Genomic DNA, 22310 nt, shown 5'->3' on the forward strand with positions numbered 1-22310 from the left:
TCCTGAGTTTCGGGGCGACCAGAGTGCTTCACGGCGTCGACTTTTCGGTGCGCTCCGGCGAAGCCGTGGGCGTGGTAGGCCCCAACGGGGCGGGCAAGACCACCCTGTTGGCCGCGCTGTCAGGGTCACTGCCCATCTCGGCAGGTTCCGTCCTCCTAGGCGATCGCGATGTCACTGAGTTGGACGCAGCGCGCCGCTGCCGACTGGGTGTGGCACGAAGCCATCAAGTGCCACGGCCATTTGGTGGCATGACGGTTTTCGAGAACGTGCTCACGGCCGCTATGCATGGAGGTGGCTTCAGTCGTTCGAACGCTTACGACAGGAGCCTCGACGCTCTTTCAGTATGCGGCATGCTGTCCGTGGCGAACCGGCGGGCTGAGACGCTCGGCCTGCTGGAGCGCAAGCGCCTCGAACTCACTCGCGCCTTGGCTACGAACCCTCGGCTCTTGCTCCTCGACGAGATAGGAGGCGGGCTTACTGACGGAGAGGCGGCTGAACTGGTTGGCACTATCAGGCTGCTGCGCTCGCGCGACATCACGATCATCTGGATCGAGCACATCGTTCACCTCTTGGTCCAGGTGACGGAACGTCTCGTCTGCATGGACGCAGGCACGATCATCGCGGACGGGTTGCCCGATGCGGTGCTCTCCGATGCACGGGTCGTTGAAGCATACCTAGGAGGGCAACGGGCATGAAGCTGCTGAAAGTCCAGGCACTGGAGGCGAAGCACGGGCTGCTCAAGGCCGTCCGAGGCATCGATCTGTCGCTCGACGAGGGCGAGAAACTTGCTCTTGTCGGGGCGAACGGAGCGGGCAAGACGACCTTGCTTCGCACAATCGCAGGCATCCATCCTGCATCTTCTGGAAGGGTCTACCTCGACGGCATCGACGTCACTGCTGTTCCCGCGCACGCACGGTCTTCGATGGGCATCGCGTTGGTTCCCGAGGGCCGTAAGTTGTTCGGATCGATGAGTGTGGCGGACAACCTGAAAGTTGCGACTTCAGCCGGACGCCGCGGGCGCTGGAATTTCGAGAGCGTCGTCGAAGCCCTTCCGCAACTCAAGCCCAAGCTCAAGGCGCAGGCCGGCTCATTGTCAGGCGGGCAACAGCAAGCGGTGGCCATCGGCCGCGCACTTATGACCAACCCGCGTGTGCTGTTGCTCGACGAGCTGTCCCTTGGCCTGTCGCCTCTGGCGGTGCAAGGCGTCTACGACTCACTCGCCACCGTTGCAACGGCGGGAACTCCGCTCATCCTCGTTGAGCAGGACCTCCAGCGCACCTTTGACGTTGCGGACCGGATCGTTTGTGTCTTGGAAGGACGTGCAGTCGCCTCTGGACGTACTGACGAGCTCACGCGCGAAGAGGTCATGGACTACTACTTTGGACACCGTGTGTCCGCATCCGGCGAGGCTGTATGACAGTCGTGAATCAGATCTTGCAAGGGGTGCTCCTCGGGGGCTACTACGCACTGCTAGCCTGTGGCCTGTCGTTCATGTTCGGCGTGATGCGCATCATCAACCTCGCTCATGGCAGCCTTGCCGTCGTGGGAGCGTATGGCGTCTATTGGTTGGCAGATCGCCTGGGACTGAACCCTTTCGTCGGCCTCCTGCTCTGCGTTCCGGTAATGGGCGCGATCGGATGGATCCTTTACCGGCTGGTCCTCGCCCGTAGCGCACGGTCCGGGGAGCTGGTGCCCATTCTCGCGACTTTCGGGCTGGCGGTCGTGTTCGACAACATGCTGTTCAGCGCATTCGGCGCCGACACCCGTTCGTTGGCGCCGTTCCTAGACAACCTGGCGTATGACGGGGTCGACCTCGCGGGGCTGAGCGTGGGGATGCTGCCATTGATCACGTTGGTCGTTGCGATCGCGCTGCTCGGAGGGCTGCACCTGATGCTGACGCACTCGGCGCTTGGCAGGCGAATTCGTGCGGTGGCAGACGACCCGGCGACTGCGCAGCTGGTCGGTGTGAACTCAATGGCAGTCAATGCCGCAGCCGCTGCGATCGCCATGATGACTGTCGGTATCGCCGGCGCCTTCCTGGCCATGCGAGCAACCGTCGATCCTTACGCGGGCGCTCCTCAGCTCATCTTTGCCTTCGAGGCCGTCATGATCGGTGGTAGTGGCTCCCTTTGGGGAACCCTTTTTGGTGGGATCGCGCTCGGCGTGGCGCAGAGCCTTGGTGCAGGCATGCATTCGCAAGGCTTCTTGATTGCAGGGCACGTCCTCTTTCTGGTCGTACTTCTCGTTCGCTTGGTGCTCGCTGGAAGGCCCCTGAAGCATCTTATTGTTAGGTCTTCGACATGATGAATTCGACAAATCAGTCATCAGCACTTGGCCAAGAGCAGGTGGGCTCTCGAGACGTAGTGGTCGAACGTTGGACTCCGCTTGCCAAGATTTCCCTGGCCCTGGTTCTCACGGCTCAGATCGCCCTGGCCTTTGCGCCCTTCTTTCTGAGCCCCGGCTCGGTCGACCGGCTGACCACGCTTTTCATCTACGGCATCCTGGCGTTGATGTGGAATGCGCTCGCCGGCTATGCGGGCTTGGTGTCAGTAGGGCATCAGGTTTTCTTCGGGCTTGGAGCCTATGCCGCGGTGCGTCTGGCCAACGCGGGCATGGCGCCGTATCCCGCACTGCTGGTGGGAGCAGTGCTTGTTGCATTGCTCGCGATACCAATTTCGGGATTCATGCTTCGCTTGCGCGGCGGCGAGTTCGCGATCGGAATGTGGGTGGTTGCGGCTTTGACGCACTTGCTGGTCAACCTCGACACTCTGGTGCAGGGCGAAACCGGAACTTCCTTGATCTCATTGCAGCAGTACGACGGTGAACAACGTCGACTGATCAGCTTCTGGATGGCGCTCGCCACGATGGTCGCGCTGGCTTGGTGTGTGTTCGCGTTGCTGCGCAGTCGGATAGGAAGCGCCTTGCAGGCGATCCGCGACAGCGAGGAAGCTGCATCATCCATCGGGGTCCGGGTGCGAGAGGCGAAGCGTCTGATTTTTGTGCTCTCGGCATTCGGTTGCGCCGCAGCTGGCGCCCTTTGGCTTGCCACCGCCGTCACCTTCCAGCCGAAGACCTACTTCAGCGTTCAATGGACGGCCTACATGCTATTCATGGTCCTGGTGGGTGGCATCGGCACCTACGAGGGGCCGATCGTTGGCGCCGTGCTCTTCTTTGCTGTCGAGACGTTGTTCGGGGCGACGGGCGTCTATTACCTCATCGGCCTTGGCGTCGTGGCTGTCACCTTCGCGCTGTTCGCGCCGAAAGGCCTCTGGGGCGCAGTCGAGCAGCGGTTTGGAATCCAACTCTTTCCGGTGGGCTACCGATTGAGCGGCGTTCCCCGCGCCGGCGGGTCCCGGGGAATGGAGAGGAGCGACACACACACCGTTGCCGCAACGGCTTCGCGTTTGAACTGAGTACATCAAGGAGACATATCCCATGACTATCAAGGAACACTCGAATCGCCCCGGCGGCTACCGCTCTCGGCGCCGGATGGCAAATATTGTGACGGCTTCGCTGTCGCTTCTTTCTCTGGCGGCTGCGGCGTCCGACGCCGATCGGATGGCCACCGACTTGTATCCGGCTATTCTGAGCGGCAAAGCGCAGGGGCTCCAGGCGGTGTTCAAGGACGAACCGCGTATCGACACGCCTCGTACGGGCCCGCTGCGTGGCCCCTTGGCTTGGAAGAGGTTCGTTGACCAGGAGGCGCAGTGGCTGCAGCGGTTGGGTGTGCAACCTGGAACCCTTCGTGCGGTGAAGACTACCCGAGGGCCGGGTCGCGTCGTCCATGAAATGACGGTGAATCTTGTGCTGGACTCGCACACAGTGCCATTCAAGCTGGCGGTCGTTGTAGATGAGGCGGGCGGCTCGGCCACTGCTGTGCGCGTGTACTACGCCTACGCGCAAACGCCAGGCAACTCGAATTTCCTGAGGCCTGCCATCTTGCCGCCGGATCCGACTGTTGTTTCCAGGATCGCGCCGGCCGTGCGCAAGTACGTCGACGCAATTGCTGCATCGGACCAGTTCGCATGGCAGCTGTTTACACCCGAAGGGCATTTCCTCGGCGGAAGCACCGTGCCTATGACGGGACCTGCACTCAAGAAGTTCTACGCCGTGCTTGGCGCCGAGCCTGGCGGGGTTCCGCTCCGGCCGGCAACAGTGACGTGTGACCAGGGCACCTGTGCAATCGAGGAGAACCTCGCAACTTGGGGAAGCATCGCCTTTGAGCGTGATACCGCCGGACTTGCAGTGTACGACTACGACTCGATTCGTGGCCTGCTGACCGGGGCACGCATCTACGACGACCTTCCGGAGAACCCATTCACCGTGCCGGGATGGATCCCAAGGAACTGGGCATCCATTTCGACCGCCCTGGAGAAGTCGGGATGCCGATTGAACTACCGGCCAGTCCAAGAAGCACCGCCGGCGACGGTGCTCGCCGAGTTCTTCGCTGCTCCTTGCGAATCGCAGTAGCCGTCCGAACAGGGAGGTTCCAGCGAACTCCCATGCCGGCCTCTACAACCGCCCGACTCTCTAGGTTGACTGAGTATTCAGTCCGCGTCGTCGTTTGCCGAGTTCGATGCCGTCACATCGACGGTGGCAGCGGCCCGACAGGCCGGGTCAATTCCCGAACTTCGTCCGCCTAGACAGGCTTATCGCGTCAGAACCAAACGGAGACCCCATGACGTCAAATGTGATCGCCGGGATTCCCTTGATCTTCCTCTGCGCGGCGTCGGTCGCTCAGGCTGAGGAGCCACGGGCCAGCATTACGTCTATCCAAATCGGCAGCAGTTCCGCGATCGATAGTGAGGTGGTCCACAGTCCAATTGCAGTGATAGACGAGAGTAGTGCTGGATCTGGATCAGCGATCTATAGCCCTTTCGGAGAAGGGTCAGGTTCAAGTGAGTCTCACACTGTCAAGGTTTCAGCCCCGAAGAACGAGGATTCGAGCCTTGGTTTCACTTTGGTGGTGAGTCTGGCGAGCGTGGCCCTACTTATCTTCCTCCTACGTCGCACCATGATGCTTAATTTCGATCGCTCAAGGAGACAAAGCCGCCGGACCTGATTCGTCGAACACAGGGCTCGGCATTACACCAATTCGACGCCGCGCCAGCGACCGCTTGTCACTTCGCCACGTGCGGTTTCGATCAACAGTTGGTATATCGCCTGAGCCGCTTTAGACAGCGCAGAATTCCGTGGCCTCGATATGTAGATGCGTCGCACGAGCGAAGGTTCCATCGGCGTCAGAGTAAACACATTCGACCTGGCTTCTTCGGACAATGCCGACCACGGCATAATGGAATGAGCGATGCCAGCGAGCATCGCCCGTCGCATAGTGTTGACAGAGTTCACGAGCACTGGAAGACGAGGAAGTTCGGTGTCCTGCTGCTTCAAGAATGCATCCACCAGAGCCCGGGATCCTTGGCCAACGCTAGGCAAGAATAGCCTGAGCTTCGACAACTGCGTAGCAGTGATCGTTGGTGTGAGTGGTGCCATATCCGGTCGGGAAACGAGAAACAGCTCCTCGTCTACAAGGGGAGCAGACTCGAGCATGCCGGCGTCCTCGTCATTTGTCACGATCCCGAAATCGAATCGCCCGCAGTCTATCTCTCCGGGGATGTACCCGGCTACCTCATCGAATATCTCCAGCGTAACTTCGGGAAATCGTCGCTGGGCTTCTTCGATTAGAGGAAGCGCATACCCAGCCGCACTGCTCTGCGGCAATCCGAGGACCACGGTTCCGACCAGGCCTCCCGAGCACGTCCTTAGTGCCGTAGGAATGTCCTCGACCTGACGCAAGACGCGTTGGGCGTGCTCGTAGAGGATCCGACCGTGCTCGGTAAGAAGCACTCCGGTTGGCAACCGCGTCAGGAGCGGATGACCCAATTCATATTCCAGGTTCGCAACTTGCTGACTCAACGACGGCTGCGCAATATAGAGCGCCTTCGACGCCTTGGAAATGCTTCGCAGATCAGCGATCTTGACAAAGTAGCGTAGTTGCTTGATTTCCATCTGATCTGAATCCGGAGAACTTCGTTGCACGGCGACGAGCCACATCTTCCGGCAGCGCTGGTGAGTCTCTCCGCGCGGCCGAACGACCTCACAAGTACGATGCACCGCCCAGGCCGAAATGAGCCATATGCGTTGCAGAAGTGAACTGAGGGATCTGCCAACTACATCGCAACAGCAATGCCAGGCGATGTGATCTCCTCGATCTGTTGCGTGACAACGACTTAGCGCGCACCGCCCGGGCTAACCCTTGGTCGACAGCTGAGACTGTCGTCAAGCTTTGATCATCAATTTTTTACTTCCGGCAGCCGAATACGATCGCCGCCGACGCTGGTGCTGCCGCGGGCCACTCTGAGCACGGGAAGCGAGTCATCGTCAAGTGCCAGGTGGAGTGCAGGGACGACTGAGGTAGCGGGCTCTCGAAAAACCCTTGTCAATCTGTTCCTGAACGACAGCCATGAGCAATTGACGAATCGCGCGCGTCGCTTCGGATGCATTGGCGCCGCGAGCGGAACTCAGGTACACAGTTCGCACAAAGCGCGGCAAGATAGGCGTCGCGCAGATGAGGCCCTGCGTCAGCTCGTCGCGTACGGCACCCCAAGGTTGAAAAGCGTGTGCGACACCGCGTAACACCGCCTGCCGGACGATGGCCGCGGAGTTGGCCACGATCCAATTCTTTGGAATTTCAAGCTTCAGACCACCTTCTGCGGGCACTCCCCCAATCGCTTCGATCTGTGCACGCGAGACCTGCTCCGGCGCAGGAACGGCGAGTGTCAAGGTCGCGAGCTCAGAGCGCAGGACCGGCGAGGATGCCGGGACTTGGCTGGGATGCGATATGAGAAGGATCTCTTCCTCAAGGACAGGCTCGGAGTCGAGAAGGGCCGCATCATCCTCATTGATGAGCAGGCCAAGGTCCCGGCGGCCGCTGGCTACGCCATGCAGTAAGTCGCTACTGGTGTTGTCAAAAACTTCCAAATCGATCTGCGGGTACGTCTTGCGCGCCTCAAGTATCAGCGGGAGCGCGTACTGCGCAGTTTGAGTGTGCGCCATCGCGATGGTGACTCGGCCCGTGAGGTGTTCATTGGCAGCCGTCACGGCGGCGCGAACTTCGTCGACCTGGCGGAGGATCTGCAAGGCCTGACGATAGAAAACCTCGCCCTCCACGGTCATTCGCACACCGGTTGGCAACCGAATCAGCAGCGGCTTACCCATCTCATCTTCGAGCTGGGAGATCTGCTGGCTCAGCGACGGCTGGGAGATATGCAGAGCGAGCGCCGCGCGGGACATGCTCCCCATGTCGGCGATCTTCACGAAGTAGCGAAGTTGTCTGAGTTCCATTTGGCCGGCTTTCCTGCATACCACGCGAAGCGGCATCGTACACCCGCGCGCGAGCGCGATAGCTCGCGGCTATGCTGCCTTCGGAATTCGGTATTGGCGCCAGGCGGACGATCTGGATAGCCTCTGGGATACATCAACATCAGCCTTCAAGGGCATCCGGAGACAATACATGACCCGTCTAAGCATGGCGCAGGTGATTGCATCCGCCGCAGTTGCCTGCTTAACACTCGCGTTCTCAGCCTCGGCCGTTGCCGAAAAATACCCTTCAAAGCCTGTGCAACTGATCAGCCCTTTGCCGATCGGGGGAAGTACTGATGTGGCAACGCGGGCCTGGATGGAGTGCGCGTCAAAGCAAACACTTGCCGGCCAGCCCTTTGTGCTGCAGAACCGGCCAGGTGCCAATGGCGTCATCGCTGCGAGCGTTATGAAGCAGCAGCCCAACGATGGGTACAGCCTGTTCATCGCAGGCATGTCGCAGATGTCGATCACCCCATTCATATTCAAGAAGCAGCCGTACGACTCGCAGAAGGACTTTACGGGTGCGGCCATTTTCGGAACCACGCCATTTGTGATGGTGGCTAGCACGCAATCGGGCATCCGCAGCGTCAAAGATCTGCAGGCCTTCGCCAAGGCCAGCGCCTCCGGTATTGACCTCGGGATACCCGCCATCGCAGCTCCAGCTCACCTCATGAGCGCTGCGCTCGCCGAGAAGCTTGGAATCAAAGCGACGCTCGTACCGCAATCTTCCGAGCCCAATGGAATCACGGCGCTAGTGGGCGGTCAGATTCCAGCCATGATATTTGTCGCCGGTTCGGTCACTCAGTTTGTCGAGTCGGGCAAATTGGTGCCGATCATGGTGTTCACGAAGCAGAGATTGCCTCAGTTTCCCAATACTCCGACCGTTGTCGAGGTTCTTGGCGATGAATCCTTCGTGCGCTACGGATGGCTTGGCATAGCTACCAGAGCAGGCAGCCCCAAGGAAGTCGTTTCTGCGGTAGAAGGATGGACCAAGTCCTGTCTGGAAACACCGGAGTTCCAACAGTCGCTGCGAAACGCGTTGTTCACGCCGCGTTTCATTGATGCGGCTGAATATGAACGCGTCCTGCAAGAAGACATAGCCTTCTGGAAGCCTTGGATCAGCAAGCTGGGAATTTCGAATGACTAAGTGGATCGCCGGAACCTTTCGCACCACTGACCTGGTCTTGAGCAAGGGCGGGAAGTTGCCGGAGGCGGAGCTCGCCTACATCCACACGGGCGAACTTGCCGCGGACGGCAGCAATGTGGTGCTCGTGACGCACGGCTATACGACTGGGCACCATTTTGTGATGCCAGGCAGTCTGGCCGCCGAGGGTTCATGGTCGGAACTGGTCGGTCCAGGTCGAGCCATCGATACCGATCGCTTTTTCGTCGTGTCTACAAATGCACTTGGTTCATGCTATGGCTCGTCCGGCCCCGCCAGCATCGATCCGACGACCGGCGCGGCATACGGCGACTCCTTCCCGCGCGTCACGATCACGGACACGGTTCGCCTGCAGCGGGTGTTCTTGGAGTCAATGGGAGTGACGAGCCTCTATGCGATAGCGGGGCCGTCCATGGGGGGCATCCAGGCTTTTCAGTGGGGGGTACAGTATCCCGACTGGACCGACCGGCTGGTGGTGGCGGTTTCTGGCTTTGAGAGTCCTGCTCGACAGGGCACGACTGAACGTGGTGCGTTTGCTGAGAAGATTCGTGCCGAGCCTGGCTGGGACGGCGGTCGCCCAGGGAAAGGCGCGATTGTTCCGTGGCTGGTTCAATTGCGGCTTCACACACTCCGCGAATACTGCATGGATGAGGCGCTGCGCGACCAAGGTCTTTCAGACGAAGACGTAGATGCGCGCCTAAATGAACTCGCCCACCAATGGGCCGAAGGATTCCACCCGTGGTCGCTGGTCAGTCTCGGGCAGGCTATCGGCGACTACGGAGTTTCTGATCAATTGAGCCGCATCAAAGCAAGGGTGCTTCTCGCGTTATGCGACAACGACCGCATCTTCCCCGCGTCCCGGGGGCCAGAATTGGTGCATCAGTTGAAAGCAGCAGACGTGAATGTGAGGTTCGTCAAGATTCCAAGCCGGTATGGTCATCTTGCGAGCGGACTGGACTGGCAGTTGTGGGACCGGGAACTGCGGGAATTCCTCGCCTAAACCGAGAGTTGACGAACTGGCCGCGCCGCCTCGGCTTGATTCGTCGTCTTCTCGTAGCGGCGATCGCGGACGCCACACAGTCCGTATGACTCAGGCTCTTCCTACCATCTTAGGACTGCGAGGGTGAGTGCATCTCGAATTTGGCAAGGCCCCGCATTGATGCCAACCTTGCCGTTGACCACCCCATCCAATAGGCCCGACGGAAAGTACGCGAGTACGTCCGTCAAACTGCGCGCCGGCGGAGCTCCGTGGGGATTCGCACTCGTCGACACAATGGGTCCGCCCACTGCCTCGCACAATCGAGACGCGACGCGATGTGCTGTGACACGAACGGCAATTCCCGTTCTCCCGCCTGAGGCGGGTAGCTTAGCTCCTCGCTTGGCGGGCACAACCCAGGTGATCGGGCCAGGCCACGACTCGAGAATCGCCTTTCGCGCAACCTCGCTGAGCAAACCCAAGTCCACCCACCGTTCGAGTTGCCCGAGTGAGCTCGATATCAGGACGAATCCTTGCGCGTCCGAGCGCTGCTTGACGTCCGCGACGCGTCGAACGGCGGCCGCATTCATCGGGTCACACCCAAGTCCAAAGACTCCCTCGGTTGGATAGGCGACTACACCGCCGCCGCGTATCACAGCGGCAGCACCCTGGATGGTCAACAGGCCGGCGGGTTGAATCACAGGAAACCTAGCAGGCAACGATATTCACAGCAAGACCACCCCGAGCAGTCTCCTTGTACTTCGTCATCATGTCCGCCCCGGTCTCGCGCATCGTCTTGATGACCTTGTCGAGGCTGACGTGGTGTGAGCCATCACCGCGCAAGGCCATGCGGGCAGCATTTATGGCCTTTACGGAGGCCAGCGCGTTTCGCTCGATGCAAGGAATCTGCACGAGCCCTCCAACCGGGTCGCAGGTGAGCCCGAGATGGTGCTCCATGCCGATTTCCGCAGCATTCTCAACCTGCTCAGGTGTGCCGCCCATGACGGCGCAGAGAGCACCGGCAGCCATCGAGCAGGCAACTCCGACTTCGCCCTGGCAACCCACCTCTGCCCCCGATATGGAGGCGTTCTTCTTGTACAGAATGGCTATCGCTCCCGCGGTCAACAGAAAGTCCTCCACAGACTTGTCTGTTGCAGATGGATTGAAGCGCATGTGATAGCTCAACACAGCGGGAACAATACCCGCGGCGCCATTCGTTGGAGCAGTCACGACCCGGCCGCCCGCTGCATTTTCTTCGTTGACGGCCAGTGCGAACAGATTCACCCAGTCCATGAGCACGAACGGATCACTGTCGGATGTCCCTCTGAGAGTTCGATTCAGTTCAGGTGCGCGGCGGCGAACCTTGAAGCCGCCTGGCAGCACCCCATCGGTCTTGCAGCCACGCTCGATGCACGACTGCATCACGCCCCAAATCTTGAGTAGTCCAGCCGCGGTCTCTTCGTATGGTCTAAGACTGCGTTCATTGCCTCGCATCACATCCGCGATGCTGCAGTCGAGCCGTTTGGTGGCCTCAAGCAAATCCTCGCCGGTGCTGAAAGGAATGGGAGCTGATTTGTCTTCAGCGGTGGCGTCGCGGACCCCACACTCGTCGATGACGAAGCCACCGCCAATCGAATAGTAGATCTGGACATCAAGTTCGACTTCCTTGTCGTCGAGTGCAATGAACCGAAGGCCATTCACATGAAGGGGCAGATTCTTGCTGGCGAAGAAGCAGATGTCGGACTTTTCGTGAAAGTCGATGCGGTGGCTTCCTGCGACCAATATTGAATTGCTCGACCGGACCTGATCGAGGATTTTTTGGACCGCGTCGACGTCGATCGATTCAGGGTCGTGACCGCACAACCCCAGAATGGTCGCCTTGTCCGAACCATGCCCCTTGCCCGTTGCGCCCAGGGAACCGTACAGTTCGCTACGAATCCGCCTGGTTTTAGCTAGCAGTCCCCCGGTCGCAAGTTTTTCAGCAAACATGCGAGCCGCTCGCATCGGGCCAACCGTATGGGAACTGGAAGGTCCGATGCCAATCTTGAAGATGTCGAATACGCTTAGAGACACAGCCAGGCTTCCTCGAAGTTACTATCCGGCAATGTTGCCAATGCCGACTCAATGCAGCAAGGTGACAGGAAGTACTGCTCCGTTGCTTGCGGAGCAACGGACCAAACAATCCCAAGTCCAACAGGCCCTCTCTCTACGGCGTGGCAAGGCGCTTGAACACGACCCCGTCGTCACTTTGCACGAACGAACTCCATGATGACGTTCCCGCATTGTTCGGGTGAAATCAGGTAAGTTCCAACGGGGCTCCTGCGATACTGGATGCCGCTTCGGTCCCAAATTCCAGGCAGCTTGTCGAAGTCCGGAGTCGAGACGCTCAATGCGATGCCGTGAGGACTCGTGTCACCCTTCCAATCCGGCAAGGGTATCGGGCCTAACCGTTCCGCCACCGCGTGGGGGGTCAGAATCCGGATGACGCCAAAGCCACTGTCTGCTTCGACCGTCCCATCCAGAGTCTTCACGCCCGCATCGCCGTAGAAGGCGCGGTAGCGCGCCGCGAGGTCCATCGGCTCCTTGGCAATGTAGGTAACGGCGACGACTGCGTTGACGCCATTGGGATGCTTCATCCACTCCTTCACCCAGATGAGCTCAGGCCGATGCTGGTGGCAAATGAAGTTGGAAACGTCACGTTGCTCCTCATTGAGGAACAGCCCGAGAGAGACGATGGCGACATCGGGCGACCCGTCGGGCTTCTTCATGTCGCGCCGAAAGTCAATCAACCCCTGGCTCTTCAGGCCTCGTGAGGTCAGCGCCGCGTGGTCAGTTCGCGCATCCTTGCTATGAAGAGCCACCAAGCCCAGCCCTTCCACACGGTCTGTGAACTGCCCAACGTTTCGCCCGTAGCAAAAGCCGTTTACCGAGTTCGTTCCAAACTTCGAGGCATCGTGCACGGCAATGATTTCGATGAAGTTGTCGCGGAACATGAGCAGCGACATCACGGTACCCCACGGGTGATACCCGACAGGGTTGGGTGCAAAGCCCAGCTTCTTGAATTGCTCGCGCGTCTTGTCGAAGTCGCGAACCGTGACCACGGGATGGTCGATACCAAAGGTTTGATTGGGCATGAGTAGAGTTCCTATGCGGTGGTAGCTAGTCGCTTCACGGCTTCATCGATCGCGTCGAGCCGGCCAGGCACCGGGCCCGCCAGCCTTCCTGGCACACCCACGACCACGGTTCGTGCTGGGACGTTCTTCAGAACGACGGTGTCTGCGGCGACAAGCGCAAATTCACCAACCTCGATGTTCCCGAGGATGGTCGCACCAGCGCAAATCGTGGCGCCTCGACGAATCTTCGGATGACGGTCTCCGCTTTCCGTCAATGTGCTACCTAGCGTGACCCCGTGCCATATGTTGACGTCATCTTCAATCACCGACGTCTCGCCAACGACCAAGCCAATGCCATGGTCGATGAACACGCGTCGCCCAATGCGGGCGCCTGGGTGGATATCAATCGCATACTTCAACGCGCCCCAGTTCTGAACGAGGGCGCCGAACTGCTTCTCCCCAGACTGCCACATGGCGTGGGCAAGGCGGTACACCTGGAGCGCCTGGAAGCCGCGGAAGCTCAGCAAACCGGTGAGGAGGTCTGGGCAGGCGGGATTGACGGCGTCGAGCTTAACCAGATCCTCTGCTGCCGCATCCACTACGCCCGGGTTGTGCGCGTAGAGCTTCAAAAGCTCAGGTGCCAAGTCCACTTCCGGAGGAGCAGCGTGCACCAGTGCACTGCCAAGCACATGCGCCAAACAATCGGCGAAGCCTTCTCGCTGGAGCACAGAACTTCGGATGTACGGGCCAAGCGCCGGCGACGTGGTTGCGAGCGTCTCCGCCTGGTCGGTGAGAGTGCGCCACAGAGTTGCTTGCATCTCTGGGTCGCGTTGCTGATTCTGTGTGACAGTCATCTTGAGTAGTGATTCTTGAGGTGCTTAGTGCTTGAGCACACGGGAAAGGAAGGCACGAGTTCGCTCTTCGCGCGGGCTGTCGAAGATTTGGCCCGGAGTTCCCTCTTCGAGTACGCGACCACGCTCGATGAACACGACCCGGTTGGCGACCTCTCTCGCAAAGCCCATCTCGTGCGTGACAATCATCATGGTCATGCCGTCGGCCGCCAGCTCGCGCATGACGTCGAGAACCTCCCCTACCATCTCAGGGTCAAGAGCCGAGGTCGGTTCGTCGAACAGCATTACGTGGGGCTCCATGGCGAGCGCTCGAGCGATAGCCACGCGTTGTTGCTGCCCACCTGACAACTGACCCGGATACTTGGCAGCATGGTCCTTGAGGCCCACTCGCTCCAGGAGCTTCATGCCGAATACCTCAGCATCGGACTGACTTTTCCGACGAACTCGCATCGGGGCCAGGGTGATGTTTTCCAGAACCGTCTTGTGAGGAAACAGGTTGAACTGCTGGAAGACCATGCCGACGCCCTTTCGCACCTCGCCTAGCATTCGCTCGTCGCCCAGTTCGCGGTCCTCTTCGCATGGCAGTTCGCGGCCGTCAACAACGATTCGCCCTTTCTGGAATGCCTCCAGTCCGTTTACGCAGCGAATGAGCGTTGACTTTCCGGAGCCGCTGGCCCCGATGATCACGACCACCTCACCTCGAGTGACGGAGAGGTCGACGCTCTTGAGAACCTGAACGGGGCCGAAGGACTTTTCGACACCTTGGATAGTGACAATGCTGTTCATGGCAGTGGACCCAATCGTTGACTAGCGATGGCCTGTGGCCATCCGTGCTTCAAGCCGGCGCGCGCCATAGGTGATGAGGGACGCGGCACCGAGGTAGACAATGAACATGAAGGCGTAGATTTCGTACGTCTTGCTGGCTGACTGCGGGTTGGCAAGAACCATCTGCCCGGCTCGGAGGAATTCGGTCAACCCGATGATGAAAAGCAGTGGGACGTTGTTGAAGATATCCAAGACGTTACCCACGAGGGCCGGCGTCACTACGCGGAGGGCCTGTGGAAGAACGATGTCCCGGTTGATTTGCCCCTGTGTCATTCCGAGAGATGCTGCAGCTTCGGTCTGCCCCTTCGGCACTGCCTGGAAGCCGCTTCGGACGTACTCCGCAACGTATGCGGCAAAGAACAGCGAGAAGCCGAGCAGACCGCGCAGTGCATCGGGGACTGAGAAGCTCGGAGCGACCAACGGGGTGACAATCCAAATCCAGTACACGATGAGGATGAGGGGCAGCGAGCGCATCACCTCGATGTATCCGACGCATATCACCCGTAGTCCAGCCATTTTGCTGCGTCGACCGAATGCGAGGAGGAAGCCCAGTGGGATGCTCAGTGCAGACGCAAGAAGCGTCATGAGGACTCCAAGCATCAGGCCGCCCAGCTTGTCGAAGCCTGCAGGCAGGAGCAGAACACCTGTCGTCATCAATTCGATGAACCACACTAGGCCGAGCCACTTCCGCAGCGCGGGAACGCGCGACGTAAGCCACAGCCCCCCAACAGCCAGCGCAGCGCATGCCACGATGTTTACTGGTGTGGTGCCGTTCATCTGGGCCGCGAAGACCGCACAGACGGCGAGCGTCACTGCGCATGCAACCATGAGGCGCTTCCGAGCGGTCACAACGGTGCCCATGGTCGCACCGGCGAGAAAGCTCAGGCTCATGACCCAACCCCATGCACGACCCAGCATTTCTACGGGAAAGGTTCCGACCATCATCACCTTGATGTTCGAGGTGACGGCGGTCCAGTCTGCTGTAGCGAGTGCCCAGTGCATCAGCGAGTAGGCGGCCCACACGCAGGCTGGCAGCAGCAGGACGGTGAACACGGAGTCCGTGGGTCCTGCGAAGAGGTTTCGGCGCGCCCACCTGACCACGGATGCGTTGGCAGTCATTTGGCACCTCCCTTGCGAAGCAGACGGGCGTTGAGAACATTGACGGCACCGCTGATGGCCCAGCTCAGCGCCAGATAGGCCAACATCACCACGATGACCCCTTCGAGGTTTCGGCCTGACTGGTTCGCCACTGTTCCGTAGACGTTGAAGAGGTCCGGGAAACCCACCGCAATTCCCAGCGAGGTCGTCTTCGCGAGACTGATGTACTGATTCGCGAAGGCCGGAAGCACCACCCGATAGACCTGGGGCAGGACGACGTCGGCCAGGACGCGCCCGCGCGGCATGCCAAGCGCTGAGGCGGCCTCCCACTGGCCGCGCGGCAACGCCAGGATGGCGCCTCTGACGATTTCGGCGATGAACGCAGCGGTGTAGATGCTCAGCGCGAGCAGGAGCGCAGCGAACTCAGGGCTCATCGCCACGCCGCCCGTGACGCCGGCCCCTGAGGCTTCGGGAGACTCCAGCTTGAAGGGGAACCCGAGCGCAAAGGTCGCCGCAAGCAGTGCGACAGCAGGTATCGCCAAGAAGAGACGATGGCGTGCGCTGCTCGCGGAAGCTGCCCTGATGACCATCAGCACGCACAGCAACAGGCACCAGACCGACCAGATCGAGCCGGCTCCGGTCGCTTGGAGCCCAGGAATGTAGATTCCCTGCTGGCTGAAGATGAAGAGCCCGAACCAGTGGGACGCTTCGGTCAGCGCAGGCATCTTCAGGATGACGGCAAAGTACCAGAACACCAGTTGGATCAGCAGCGGCGTGTTGCGAACCAGTTCGACCAAGCCGAAGCTGAGCTGTCGCACGAGCCAGTTTCGCGAGATACGCGCCACCCCGAGAATGACGCCGAGCGCGGTTGCAAGCGCGATCGAGACCAGAGAGGTCTTGACCGTGTTAATGAAACCGGCCAGAAGCGCCTCGGCGTTCGTGTCGCTGGCAACGAACTCCCGTATCCCGTCGCGCGTCACGACCCAGCCTTCGGCGATGTCGAAGTTCGCCGCGCCGAAGAGGAATCCCATGTTGAAGGAGATCCCGTTTCGCGCCAGCCCGGCTCTGATGCTGATGGCCAGCCAGGCCAGGACGGCGAGAGCTGCTGCGACAACGGCGACCTGCCTCAGCCATGAGGTGAGCCGACGCACATTGAACTGCGGTGGGCCTGGCGGCTCGACCGTGGAGATAGGCGGCATTGCGATTTGGTCCATGGGGCTCTTCGGTTGGTCGCGCGGACGCAGTCCGCGCACGTATCTAGCTCGACGTCAGATCCACGGGGGCGAATACAGGGCTCCGCCTTCGGTCCAGGGCGCGTTCAGGGTGCCCTTGCGGTCCACTCGATTCGGGGTCTTTGGCCCCAGGTTGCGCTCGTAGATTTCGCCGAAGTTGCCGACCTGGGTGATGGCCTTCGAAACGAAGTCCGCCGGCAGCCCGAAGTCGGGTCCAAAGCTGCCGTCCACACCGAGGAACTTGCGAACGAACGGGTCCTCGGACGCAGCTGCCTTCGCGACGTCCGCCGAGCCGATCTTGCTTTCCTCGGCCTGGAAGAGCGCGTACGTGACCCACCGGAGCGCATTGCGCCAACGCGAGTCGTTCGCCACGACGAAGCCGGCAAACGGCGACTTGTCCAGCGACTCGGGCAGGATGTAGTAATCGTCAGGCTTGGGGGCGTTTGCGCGCCATGAGGTGAGAGCAGAACGGTCGGTGCTCATGCCGATGCAGCGTCCGGAATCCATGGCCGCGAACAGCTTTTCGAGGTTCTCGAACGTCAGAACCTTGGTCGTGTTGCCCCAACCTTGGGCCTTGAAGTACCCCGAGAGCGTCTGCTCGGTGGCCGACCCTTGCGTGGTGCAGATCGTGCCGCCCTTGAGCTCCTTCACGCTCTTGAACTTGTTGCCCTTCACCATGACCGCGTTCCCGTCGTAGAAATAGATGGGAAGGAAGTCGACGGTGATGGCCGACTCGCGTGCAGGCTTGACCGTCGTATGAGCGAACACGACATCGACCTGGTTCGTCTGCACAGCGTTGAAGCGGCTCTTGTCCGTGACGGTCACGAACTTGACCTTCTTGGCATCGCCCAGGACCGCGGCCGCGACGGCGCGGCACAGATCAACGTCGAGCCCCTCCATCTCCCCCGTCTTCGTGTTCAGGTAGCCGAAGCCGGGCGCGGCGTTGTCCGTGCCGCAGTTGAGGACACCCCGCTGCTTAACGGTGTCGAGCAGTGACGTGGCCGCGTGCGCCGGCGCAAAGGCCAAGCATGCTTGTGCGATGGCCGCAAGGCAGCCGGCTTTGACTAGTGACTTCATGGGTTCCTCTTGCACAGGTTGAAAAGACAGGCGCATCGTAGGAACGCGTTTGATTCAGGTCTACTGATCAATTTTTAAGATATACATTAGGCAGATTGACGAATAGGAGTTGCCCATGGACCTGGCTCGACTACGCGCTCTTCGAGAGCTGTCCAGCCGCCAAACGATGGCCGCAGTGGCGCAGGCGCTCCATCTGACCCCCTCGGCGGTCTCTCAGCAGCTCGCTCAGCTCGAGGAAGAGGTCGGCCTGGCCCTGACCGAGCGGCAGGGTCGAGGGGTCCGTCTGACCGTCGCCGGGGAAGTGCTGGTCGAGCACACCGAGCGGATGCTGACCGTGCTTGACGAGGCGAAATCCGACCTGGCTTTGCTCAAGAAGCAGGTGGCGGGCAAGCTGCGCGTGGCGACGTTCCCGACGGTCGCCGCCGCCCTTCTCCCCTCGGTTATCGAGTCGCTGTCCGCGGACTATCCCTACCTCGACGTCCTGCTTGAGGAGATGGAGCCCGCCGATGGACTGGCGGCGCTTGGCTCCTGGGGGGCAGACATCGCCTTCGTCGACGACCTCACCATCCAGCTCAATCACAAGGAAAGATCCGTTGAACAGGTTCATGTTGTCAACGACATGCTGTACGCGCTCCTACCAAGGGGCCACCGCCTGTCCGGCAAGTCAACGGTCTCGGTTGCCGAGCTCAAGGATGAGAAGTGGGCTCTGGACTCAGCGTCCAGTTTCTACGCGGAGTTCGTCGCCAATCTGTGCCGCAGGGCCGGCTACGAACCCCGCGTCAACGCCGAATGCCGAGGATTTGAAATCATCGGGGCAATGGTCCAAGGTGGATGCTCCATCTCCGTGATCCCGGGCCTGCGGTTGGCACACCCGATTCCCGGCACGGTAGCGGTCAAGCTGCGGCCCGAAGTGAGCCGCCGAATCTCATTGGCCTACCGTCGCGGAGACCGTAAAAACCCTGCGGTCCAGTTGTTCGTCGAAAGGCTTCTGAGCTCCAAAGGGGTTCAGACGAATCGCGACTAGTTGTCCGCGTTCTATCGCTTCGACTTGGACGCTGGCTTGTCGTCCTTGCGGAAGGCCGTCATGGTGGTTGTCAGCTGGATCAGAAGCTGGTTTGCTGCGGCAGAAAGGCTGCGCCCCAGGCGCGTTACGATGTGCGCCTCGGCCCGGGAAAGTATGGCGTTGTCGATGGGAATGGCGATGAGTTCCCCCGCCTGAACTTCCTGGGACACCGAGAACGCTGGCAGCAACCCCACACCTAACTTTGCCTTGCAGAAATGCTTGACGATGGAAATCGAGTCCGTCGTCAGCTTCGGTGCGAGGTGAACCTTCTCCATCTGTTCCGCCAGGACCACGATCTGCCGGGTCCCATACGAGCCATGCATGAGGGCCACGGGGTGCTCCGCGATGTGCTTGAGGAGTGGTTGCCTTTCCATCTTCGTCAATGCATGGCCCGGAGCCACGATGGCGCACATGGGCTGACGAATGGCCGCCCTCGAGCGGATACCGGCACTTACGGGAGGGTTGTAGACGAGTCCGATCTGCGCGTCATCCTCGGCAACACGTCGAAGCACGTCATTCGTGCCCGCGAGACTCAGGCTCACCGTCAGCATCGGATAGCGCCGCCAGAATGCCTGGAGGGGCTCATCCATGAGGTCGCTCACGAAGCCTTCGCCGAGCACGATGTCGATGTGGCCCCGGGCCAGTCCGCGCAGTTCCTGGAGCTTCACGATGAGGTCGTCCTGGTGCGCACGATGCTGACGGTAGTACTCGCAAAGCATCTGGCCGGCCTCTGTCGGGCGGACACCGCGCCCCATGCGCTCAAGGAGCGGAACCGCAAGGTCGTCTTCGAGCTGCGAGATCTGCCTGCTGACCACGGAGGGATTCATGTCCAGCTTGTCAGCCGCCGCCCGGACAGATCCGGAAGTGGACGCCTCGTAGAGGTAGCGAACCCGCCTGTCATCGATGAATCCGCTGCCCAGTGCCGGCATTTCGTCGCTCCGAGTGTTGCTCTGTAGTCAACGAAATTCTACTGATGTTGACATTGTTGTACACGCTCGGCCGACGGAACATCCGCTCCGGGGCGCCACATGACGCCCACACAACCAAATTTGGAAGACATCTTTATGAAGACCATTGGCGTGATTGGACTGGGCAACATGGGGCGCGGAATGGCGCTCTCCCTTCAGCGTGGCGGCTACGAAGTCGTGGGAACGGATGCATCGAGCGAGACCCGCGCGTCGCTTGCAGCGGAAGGCGTCACGGTGGTCGATACCGTCGCTGAAGTCATGGCAAAGGTCGAACTGGTCGTCCTTTCCCTGCCCACCGCGGCCATCGTTTCTGAAGTGGTCGCAGGCAAGGGCGGCATCATCGAGAACGCGAAGAAAGGCGTCATCGTGGTCGATACCTCGACCTCCCACCCTGACACAACGCGCGCTCTCGCCAAGCAACTGCATGCTGTCGGCATGCGGATGATGGACGCGCCGGTCAGCGGCGGCCCGAAGGGTGCCATCACCGGCACCATGGCGATGGTCATCGGCGCATCCGACGAAGACTTTGCGGAAGCAGAGCCTGTCCTCAAGGCGATGAGCGCCAAGCGCGTTCATATTGGCGGCGTCGGCGCGGGCCATGTCGCCAAGATTGCCAACAACCTCTTCACCGCCTCGCACCTCCTCGTCGCTGGTGAAGTGACCCGCATGGCCGCGGCGGCAGGCGTGCCAGTCGAGCGTCTTCTGCAAGGCATCAATGCCGGCTCCGGGCGCAGCTTCGTCACCGAGCACAGCTTCCCGACGTGGGTCATGAACGGCAAGTTCGACTCGGGCTTCACGATGAAGCTCATGCGCAAGGACGTGCGCCTCTCGCAAGAACTCACCTCGGCCGTCGGCCTGGACCTGCCACTCACCAAGCGAGTCGCCGAGCTCTGGGCAGAGAGCAGCCAAACCATTGGCGACGCCGAAGACTTCAACCGAATCGTCGAGCTGGGTACCCGTGAGTCCAAGGCTGCTGCCTGAAACAAGGAAGAGACAACATGAACAGCAACGCAACGGAACAGCTTCTAGCCGCATACGCACCCTTCTTCCCCGACGGGAAGATCGGCTCCTACGTTGGCGGAGAGATTCTGCTGGGCGATGGCGCCGACATCAGCCTCATCAACCCGGCGACCGGCAAGGAATTCCTGACGTACAAGGACGCAGGGGAAAAGGTCGTCGCCCAGGCTGCTGAAGCGGCAATTCAAGGGCAGAAGGCCTGGGCGGCGCTCAGCCATGCCGAGCGCGGCCGCCTCATGCACAACGCAGGGCGCATCCTTCGTGAAAACCTCGAGGCGCTCGCGCTGCTCGAGTCGATTTCTGCCGGCAAGCCCATTCGCGACTGTCGCGGTGAGGCGCTGCGCGTGGCCGAGATGTTCGAGTACTACGCTGGGTGGACCGACAAGGTCTACGGCAATGTCATCCCGGTTCCGAGCGGCCATCTGAACTTCACCCGCCGGGAGCCCTGCGGCGTTCTCCTGGAAATCACGCCCTGGAACGCGCCTTTGAATACGTGCGGCTGGAATGTCACGCCGGCCATCTGCATGGGCAACTCGGTGCTTCTCAAGCCGTCAGAGCTCACCCCGCTCAGCTCGCTGGCGGTCGCCTCCCTCATTGAGACGGCCGGCATCCCGAAGGGCGTTCTCAACGTGCTGGTCGGCTACGGTCACACCACCGGACAGCAAGCCTTGATGCATCGCGCGGTCAAGAAGGTCGTGTTCGTCGGTTCCCCAGCGACGGGCGGCAAGATCGCAGCGGCTTCCGCGCAACGCGGCATCCCCTGCGTGCTCGAGCTGGGCGGGAAGTCCGCCAACATCGTGTTCGAGGACGCCAACCTCGAGCGTGCCGCGATCGGCGCGCAGGCCGCCATCTTCGGCAACGCCGGCCAGAGCTGCGTAGCCGGCTCTCGCCTACTCGTCCAGCGCAGCATCTATGACAAGTTCGTCAAGATGGTCGCCGATGGCGCCAAGCAAATCCGCGTCGGCGAGCCGACCGCCGCCGAAACCGAGGTGGGTCCCATCCAGAACTCGAAGCAGTACGAGCACGTGCTGGGAATGATTCGCGCCGGCGTAAAGGAGGGGGCCGAAGTTGTAGAGGGCTCCAACGGCGAGCCCACTGACAACGGATACTGGGTGCGGCCCACCATCCTCAAGAACGTCCACAACAAGATGTCGGTGGCGCAAACCGAAATCTTTGGCCCCGTTGTGGTGGCCATTCCATTCGACACCGAAGAGGACGCCATCGCAATCGCCAACGACAGCGACTTCGGCCTGGCCGGCGCTGTGTGGACCTCCGACATCGGGCGGGCCTATCGTGTAGCCGCACAGGTGAAGGCGGGCACCTTCTGGGTCAACATGTACAAGGTCATCAACGTTGCGTCCCCGTTTGGCGGCTATGACGCCAGCGGCTACGGTCGCTCTTCTGGCATCGAGTCCTTGCACGAATACACCCAGGTGAAGAGCGTCTGGGTCGAGACAGCGGCGAAGCCCGTGCAGGCCTTTGGGTATGCGCCCAGCCTCGACGCGAGCAAGTAGTTCGCCTTCCGGGAGCCGCGCCTAGTCTGCGGCTCCGTTCAATCTGCTAAAA

At 60.6% G+C, this 22310-nt stretch carries 21 protein-coding genes; 10 read left to right on the top strand and 11 right to left on the bottom strand.

Translation table 11 applies throughout. From position 1 onward, the window contains the following. The first annotated feature begins 23 nt into the window (after positions 1–23). Genes WKW77_RS24710 through WKW77_RS24730 form a run of 5 tightly spaced genes read left to right on the top strand, consistent with a single transcriptional unit; the run spans position 24 to position 4470 of the window. A complete protein-coding gene (locus tag WKW77_RS24710) occupies positions 24–695 on the top strand; it encodes an ABC transporter ATP-binding protein (protein ID WP_340359540.1) in 672 nt (223 codons plus the stop codon). After that, entirely contained in the window at positions 692–1417 is a 726-nt protein-coding gene (locus tag WKW77_RS24715; protein ID WP_340359541.1) for an ABC transporter ATP-binding protein, read from the top strand. Before WKW77_RS24710 ends, WKW77_RS24715 begins: the two co-directional genes overlap by 4 nt. Continuing rightward, entirely contained in the window at positions 1414–2304 is an 891-nt protein-coding gene (locus tag WKW77_RS24720; RefSeq protein WP_340359542.1) for a branched-chain amino acid ABC transporter permease, read from the top strand. The genes WKW77_RS24715 and WKW77_RS24720 overlap by 4 nt, the downstream gene beginning before the upstream one ends. Further along, a complete protein-coding gene (locus WKW77_RS24725) occupies positions 2301–3413 on the top strand; it encodes a branched-chain amino acid ABC transporter permease (protein WP_340359543.1) in 1113 nt (370 codons plus the stop codon). Before WKW77_RS24720 ends, WKW77_RS24725 begins: the two co-directional genes overlap by 4 nt. A 22-nt stretch (positions 3414–3435) precedes the next feature. Beyond that, complete coding sequence (locus WKW77_RS24730; protein WP_340359544.1) at positions 3436–4470, top strand: hypothetical protein; 1035 nt, start codon at positions 3436–3438, stop codon at positions 4468–4470. A gap of 615 nt (positions 4471–5085) precedes the next feature. Here WKW77_RS24730 and WKW77_RS24735 read toward each other — a convergent pair. After that, complete coding sequence (locus WKW77_RS24735; protein ID WP_340359545.1) at positions 5086–6009, bottom strand: LysR family transcriptional regulator; 924 nt, start codon at positions 6007–6009, stop codon at positions 5086–5088. 372 nt (positions 6010–6381) lie between these two features. Continuing rightward, positions 6382–7344: a LysR family transcriptional regulator gene (locus WKW77_RS24740; protein ID WP_340359546.1), complete on the bottom strand. Its 963-nt coding sequence runs from the start codon at positions 7342–7344 to the stop codon at positions 6382–6384. 169 nt (positions 7345–7513) lie between these two features. On the opposite strand from WKW77_RS24740, the gene WKW77_RS24745 reads away from it, so the two are divergent. Further along, positions 7514–8509, top strand: coding sequence for a Bug family tripartite tricarboxylate transporter substrate binding protein (locus WKW77_RS24745; protein WP_340359547.1), 996 nt, complete (start codon positions 7514–7516; stop codon positions 8507–8509). After that, positions 8502–9524: an alpha/beta fold hydrolase gene (locus tag WKW77_RS24750; RefSeq protein WP_340359548.1), complete on the top strand. Its 1023-nt coding sequence runs from the start codon at positions 8502–8504 to the stop codon at positions 9522–9524. The genes WKW77_RS24745 and WKW77_RS24750 overlap by 8 nt, the downstream gene beginning before the upstream one ends. A 101-nt stretch (positions 9525–9625) precedes the next feature. On the opposite strand, the gene tsaC is transcribed toward WKW77_RS24750, so the two are convergent. The 8 genes from tsaC to WKW77_RS24785 all read right to left on the bottom strand — a co-directional run bounded on the left by tsaC (position 9626) and on the right by WKW77_RS24785 (position 17696). Next, positions 9626–10201 carry an L-threonylcarbamoyladenylate synthase type 1 TsaC gene (gene tsaC, locus WKW77_RS35030; RefSeq protein ID WP_422823261.1) on the bottom strand — a complete coding sequence of 192 codons (576 nt, stop codon included), beginning with the start codon at positions 10199–10201 and terminating at the stop codon, positions 9626–9628. 7 nt (positions 10202–10208) lie between these two features. Continuing rightward, positions 10209–11573: an L-serine ammonia-lyase gene (locus WKW77_RS24755; RefSeq protein WP_340359549.1), complete on the bottom strand. Its 1365-nt coding sequence runs from the start codon at positions 11571–11573 to the stop codon at positions 10209–10211. A 170-nt stretch (positions 11574–11743) separates the two neighbouring features. Beyond that, a complete protein-coding gene (locus tag WKW77_RS24760; protein ID WP_340359550.1) occupies positions 11744–12634 on the bottom strand; it encodes a VOC family protein in 891 nt (296 codons plus the stop codon). 11 nt (positions 12635–12645) lie between these two features. Further along, complete coding sequence (epsC, locus tag WKW77_RS24765; RefSeq protein ID WP_340359551.1) at positions 12646–13467, bottom strand: serine O-acetyltransferase EpsC; 822 nt, start codon at positions 13465–13467, stop codon at positions 12646–12648. Between the two features lie 24 nt (positions 13468–13491). After that, positions 13492–14250, bottom strand: coding sequence for an amino acid ABC transporter ATP-binding protein (locus WKW77_RS24770; protein ID WP_340359552.1), 759 nt, complete (start codon positions 14248–14250; stop codon positions 13492–13494). A 21-nt stretch (positions 14251–14271) separates the two neighbouring features. Next, on the bottom strand, positions 14272–15342 hold the full coding sequence (locus WKW77_RS24775; protein ID WP_340359553.1) for an amino acid ABC transporter permease: 1071 nt from the start codon (positions 15340–15342) through the stop codon (positions 14272–14274). 62 nt (positions 15343–15404) lie between these two features. After that, complete coding sequence (locus WKW77_RS24780) at positions 15405–16640, bottom strand: ABC transporter permease subunit (protein WP_340359554.1); 1236 nt, start codon at positions 16638–16640, stop codon at positions 15405–15407. 15 nt (positions 16641–16655) lie between these two features. Then, on the bottom strand, positions 16656–17696 hold the full coding sequence (locus WKW77_RS24785) for a transporter substrate-binding domain-containing protein (protein WP_340359555.1): 1041 nt from the start codon (positions 17694–17696) through the stop codon (positions 16656–16658). A 115-nt stretch (positions 17697–17811) separates the two neighbouring features. Between WKW77_RS24785 and WKW77_RS24790 the strand changes: the two genes are divergently transcribed. Next, positions 17812–18720, top strand: coding sequence for a LysR family transcriptional regulator (locus tag WKW77_RS24790; RefSeq protein WP_340359556.1), 909 nt, complete (start codon positions 17812–17814; stop codon positions 18718–18720). Between the two features lie 11 nt (positions 18721–18731). Here WKW77_RS24790 and WKW77_RS24795 read toward each other — a convergent pair whose 3' ends face one another. Further along, complete coding sequence (locus tag WKW77_RS24795) at positions 18732–19688, bottom strand: LysR family transcriptional regulator (protein WP_340359557.1); 957 nt, start codon at positions 19686–19688, stop codon at positions 18732–18734. A 99-nt stretch (positions 19689–19787) separates the two neighbouring features. Between WKW77_RS24795 and WKW77_RS24800 the strand changes: the two genes are divergently transcribed. Then, positions 19788–20708 (top strand): NAD(P)-dependent oxidoreductase, encoded by a 921-nt coding sequence (locus tag WKW77_RS24800; protein ID WP_340359558.1) that lies wholly within the window; start codon positions 19788–19790, stop codon positions 20706–20708. A gap of 17 nt (positions 20709–20725) precedes the next feature. Continuing rightward, positions 20726–22258, top strand: coding sequence for an aldehyde dehydrogenase family protein (locus WKW77_RS24805; protein ID WP_340359559.1), 1533 nt, complete (start codon positions 20726–20728; stop codon positions 22256–22258). Positions 22259–22310: the final 52 nt, after the last annotated feature.

The sequence above is a fragment of the Variovorax ureilyticus genome (assembly GCF_037889935.1).
Classification (GTDB): Bacteria; Pseudomonadota; Gammaproteobacteria; order Burkholderiales; family Burkholderiaceae_C; genus Variovorax; species Variovorax ureilyticus.

Excerpts from the sequence above, each read along its gene's own strand:
- WKW77_RS24715 (WP_340359541.1), top strand. The coding sequence starts at position 692 with ATGAAGCTGCTGAAAGTCCAGGCACTGGAGGCGAAGCACGGGCTGCTC.
- WKW77_RS24720 (WP_340359542.1), top strand. The coding sequence starts at position 1,414 with ATGACAGTCGTGAATCAGATCTTGCAAGGGGTGCTCCTCGGGGGCTAC.
- WKW77_RS24725 (WP_340359543.1), top strand. The coding sequence starts at position 2,301 with ATGATGAATTCGACAAATCAGTCATCAGCACTTGGCCAAGAGCAGGTG.
- WKW77_RS24730 (WP_340359544.1), top strand. The coding sequence starts at position 3,436 with ATGACTATCAAGGAACACTCGAATCGCCCCGGCGGCTACCGCTCTCGG.
- WKW77_RS24735 (WP_340359545.1), bottom strand. The coding sequence starts at position 6,009 with ATGGAAATCAAGCAACTACGCTACTTTGTCAAGATCGCTGATCTGCGA.
- WKW77_RS24740 (WP_340359546.1), bottom strand. The coding sequence starts at position 7,344 with ATGGAACTCAGACAACTTCGCTACTTCGTGAAGATCGCCGACATGGGG.
- WKW77_RS24745 (WP_340359547.1), top strand. The coding sequence starts at position 7,514 with ATGACCCGTCTAAGCATGGCGCAGGTGATTGCATCCGCCGCAGTTGCC.
- WKW77_RS24750 (WP_340359548.1), top strand. The coding sequence starts at position 8,502 with ATGACTAAGTGGATCGCCGGAACCTTTCGCACCACTGACCTGGTCTTG.
- WKW77_RS24760 (WP_340359550.1), bottom strand. The coding sequence starts at position 12,634 with ATGCCCAATCAAACCTTTGGTATCGACCATCCCGTGGTCACGGTTCGC.
- epsC (WP_340359551.1), bottom strand. The coding sequence starts at position 13,467 with ATGACTGTCACACAGAATCAGCAACGCGACCCAGAGATGCAAGCAACT.
- WKW77_RS24770 (WP_340359552.1), bottom strand. The coding sequence starts at position 14,250 with ATGAACAGCATTGTCACTATCCAAGGTGTCGAAAAGTCCTTCGGCCCC.
- WKW77_RS24785 (WP_340359555.1), bottom strand. The coding sequence starts at position 17,696 with ATGAAGTCACTAGTCAAAGCCGGCTGCCTTGCGGCCATCGCACAAGCA.
- WKW77_RS24790 (WP_340359556.1), top strand. The coding sequence starts at position 17,812 with ATGGACCTGGCTCGACTACGCGCTCTTCGAGAGCTGTCCAGCCGCCAA.
- WKW77_RS24795 (WP_340359557.1), bottom strand. The coding sequence starts at position 19,688 with ATGCCGGCACTGGGCAGCGGATTCATCGATGACAGGCGGGTTCGCTAC.
- WKW77_RS24800 (WP_340359558.1), top strand. The coding sequence starts at position 19,788 with ATGACGCCCACACAACCAAATTTGGAAGACATCTTTATGAAGACCATT.
- WKW77_RS24805 (WP_340359559.1), top strand. The coding sequence starts at position 20,726 with ATGAACAGCAACGCAACGGAACAGCTTCTAGCCGCATACGCACCCTTC.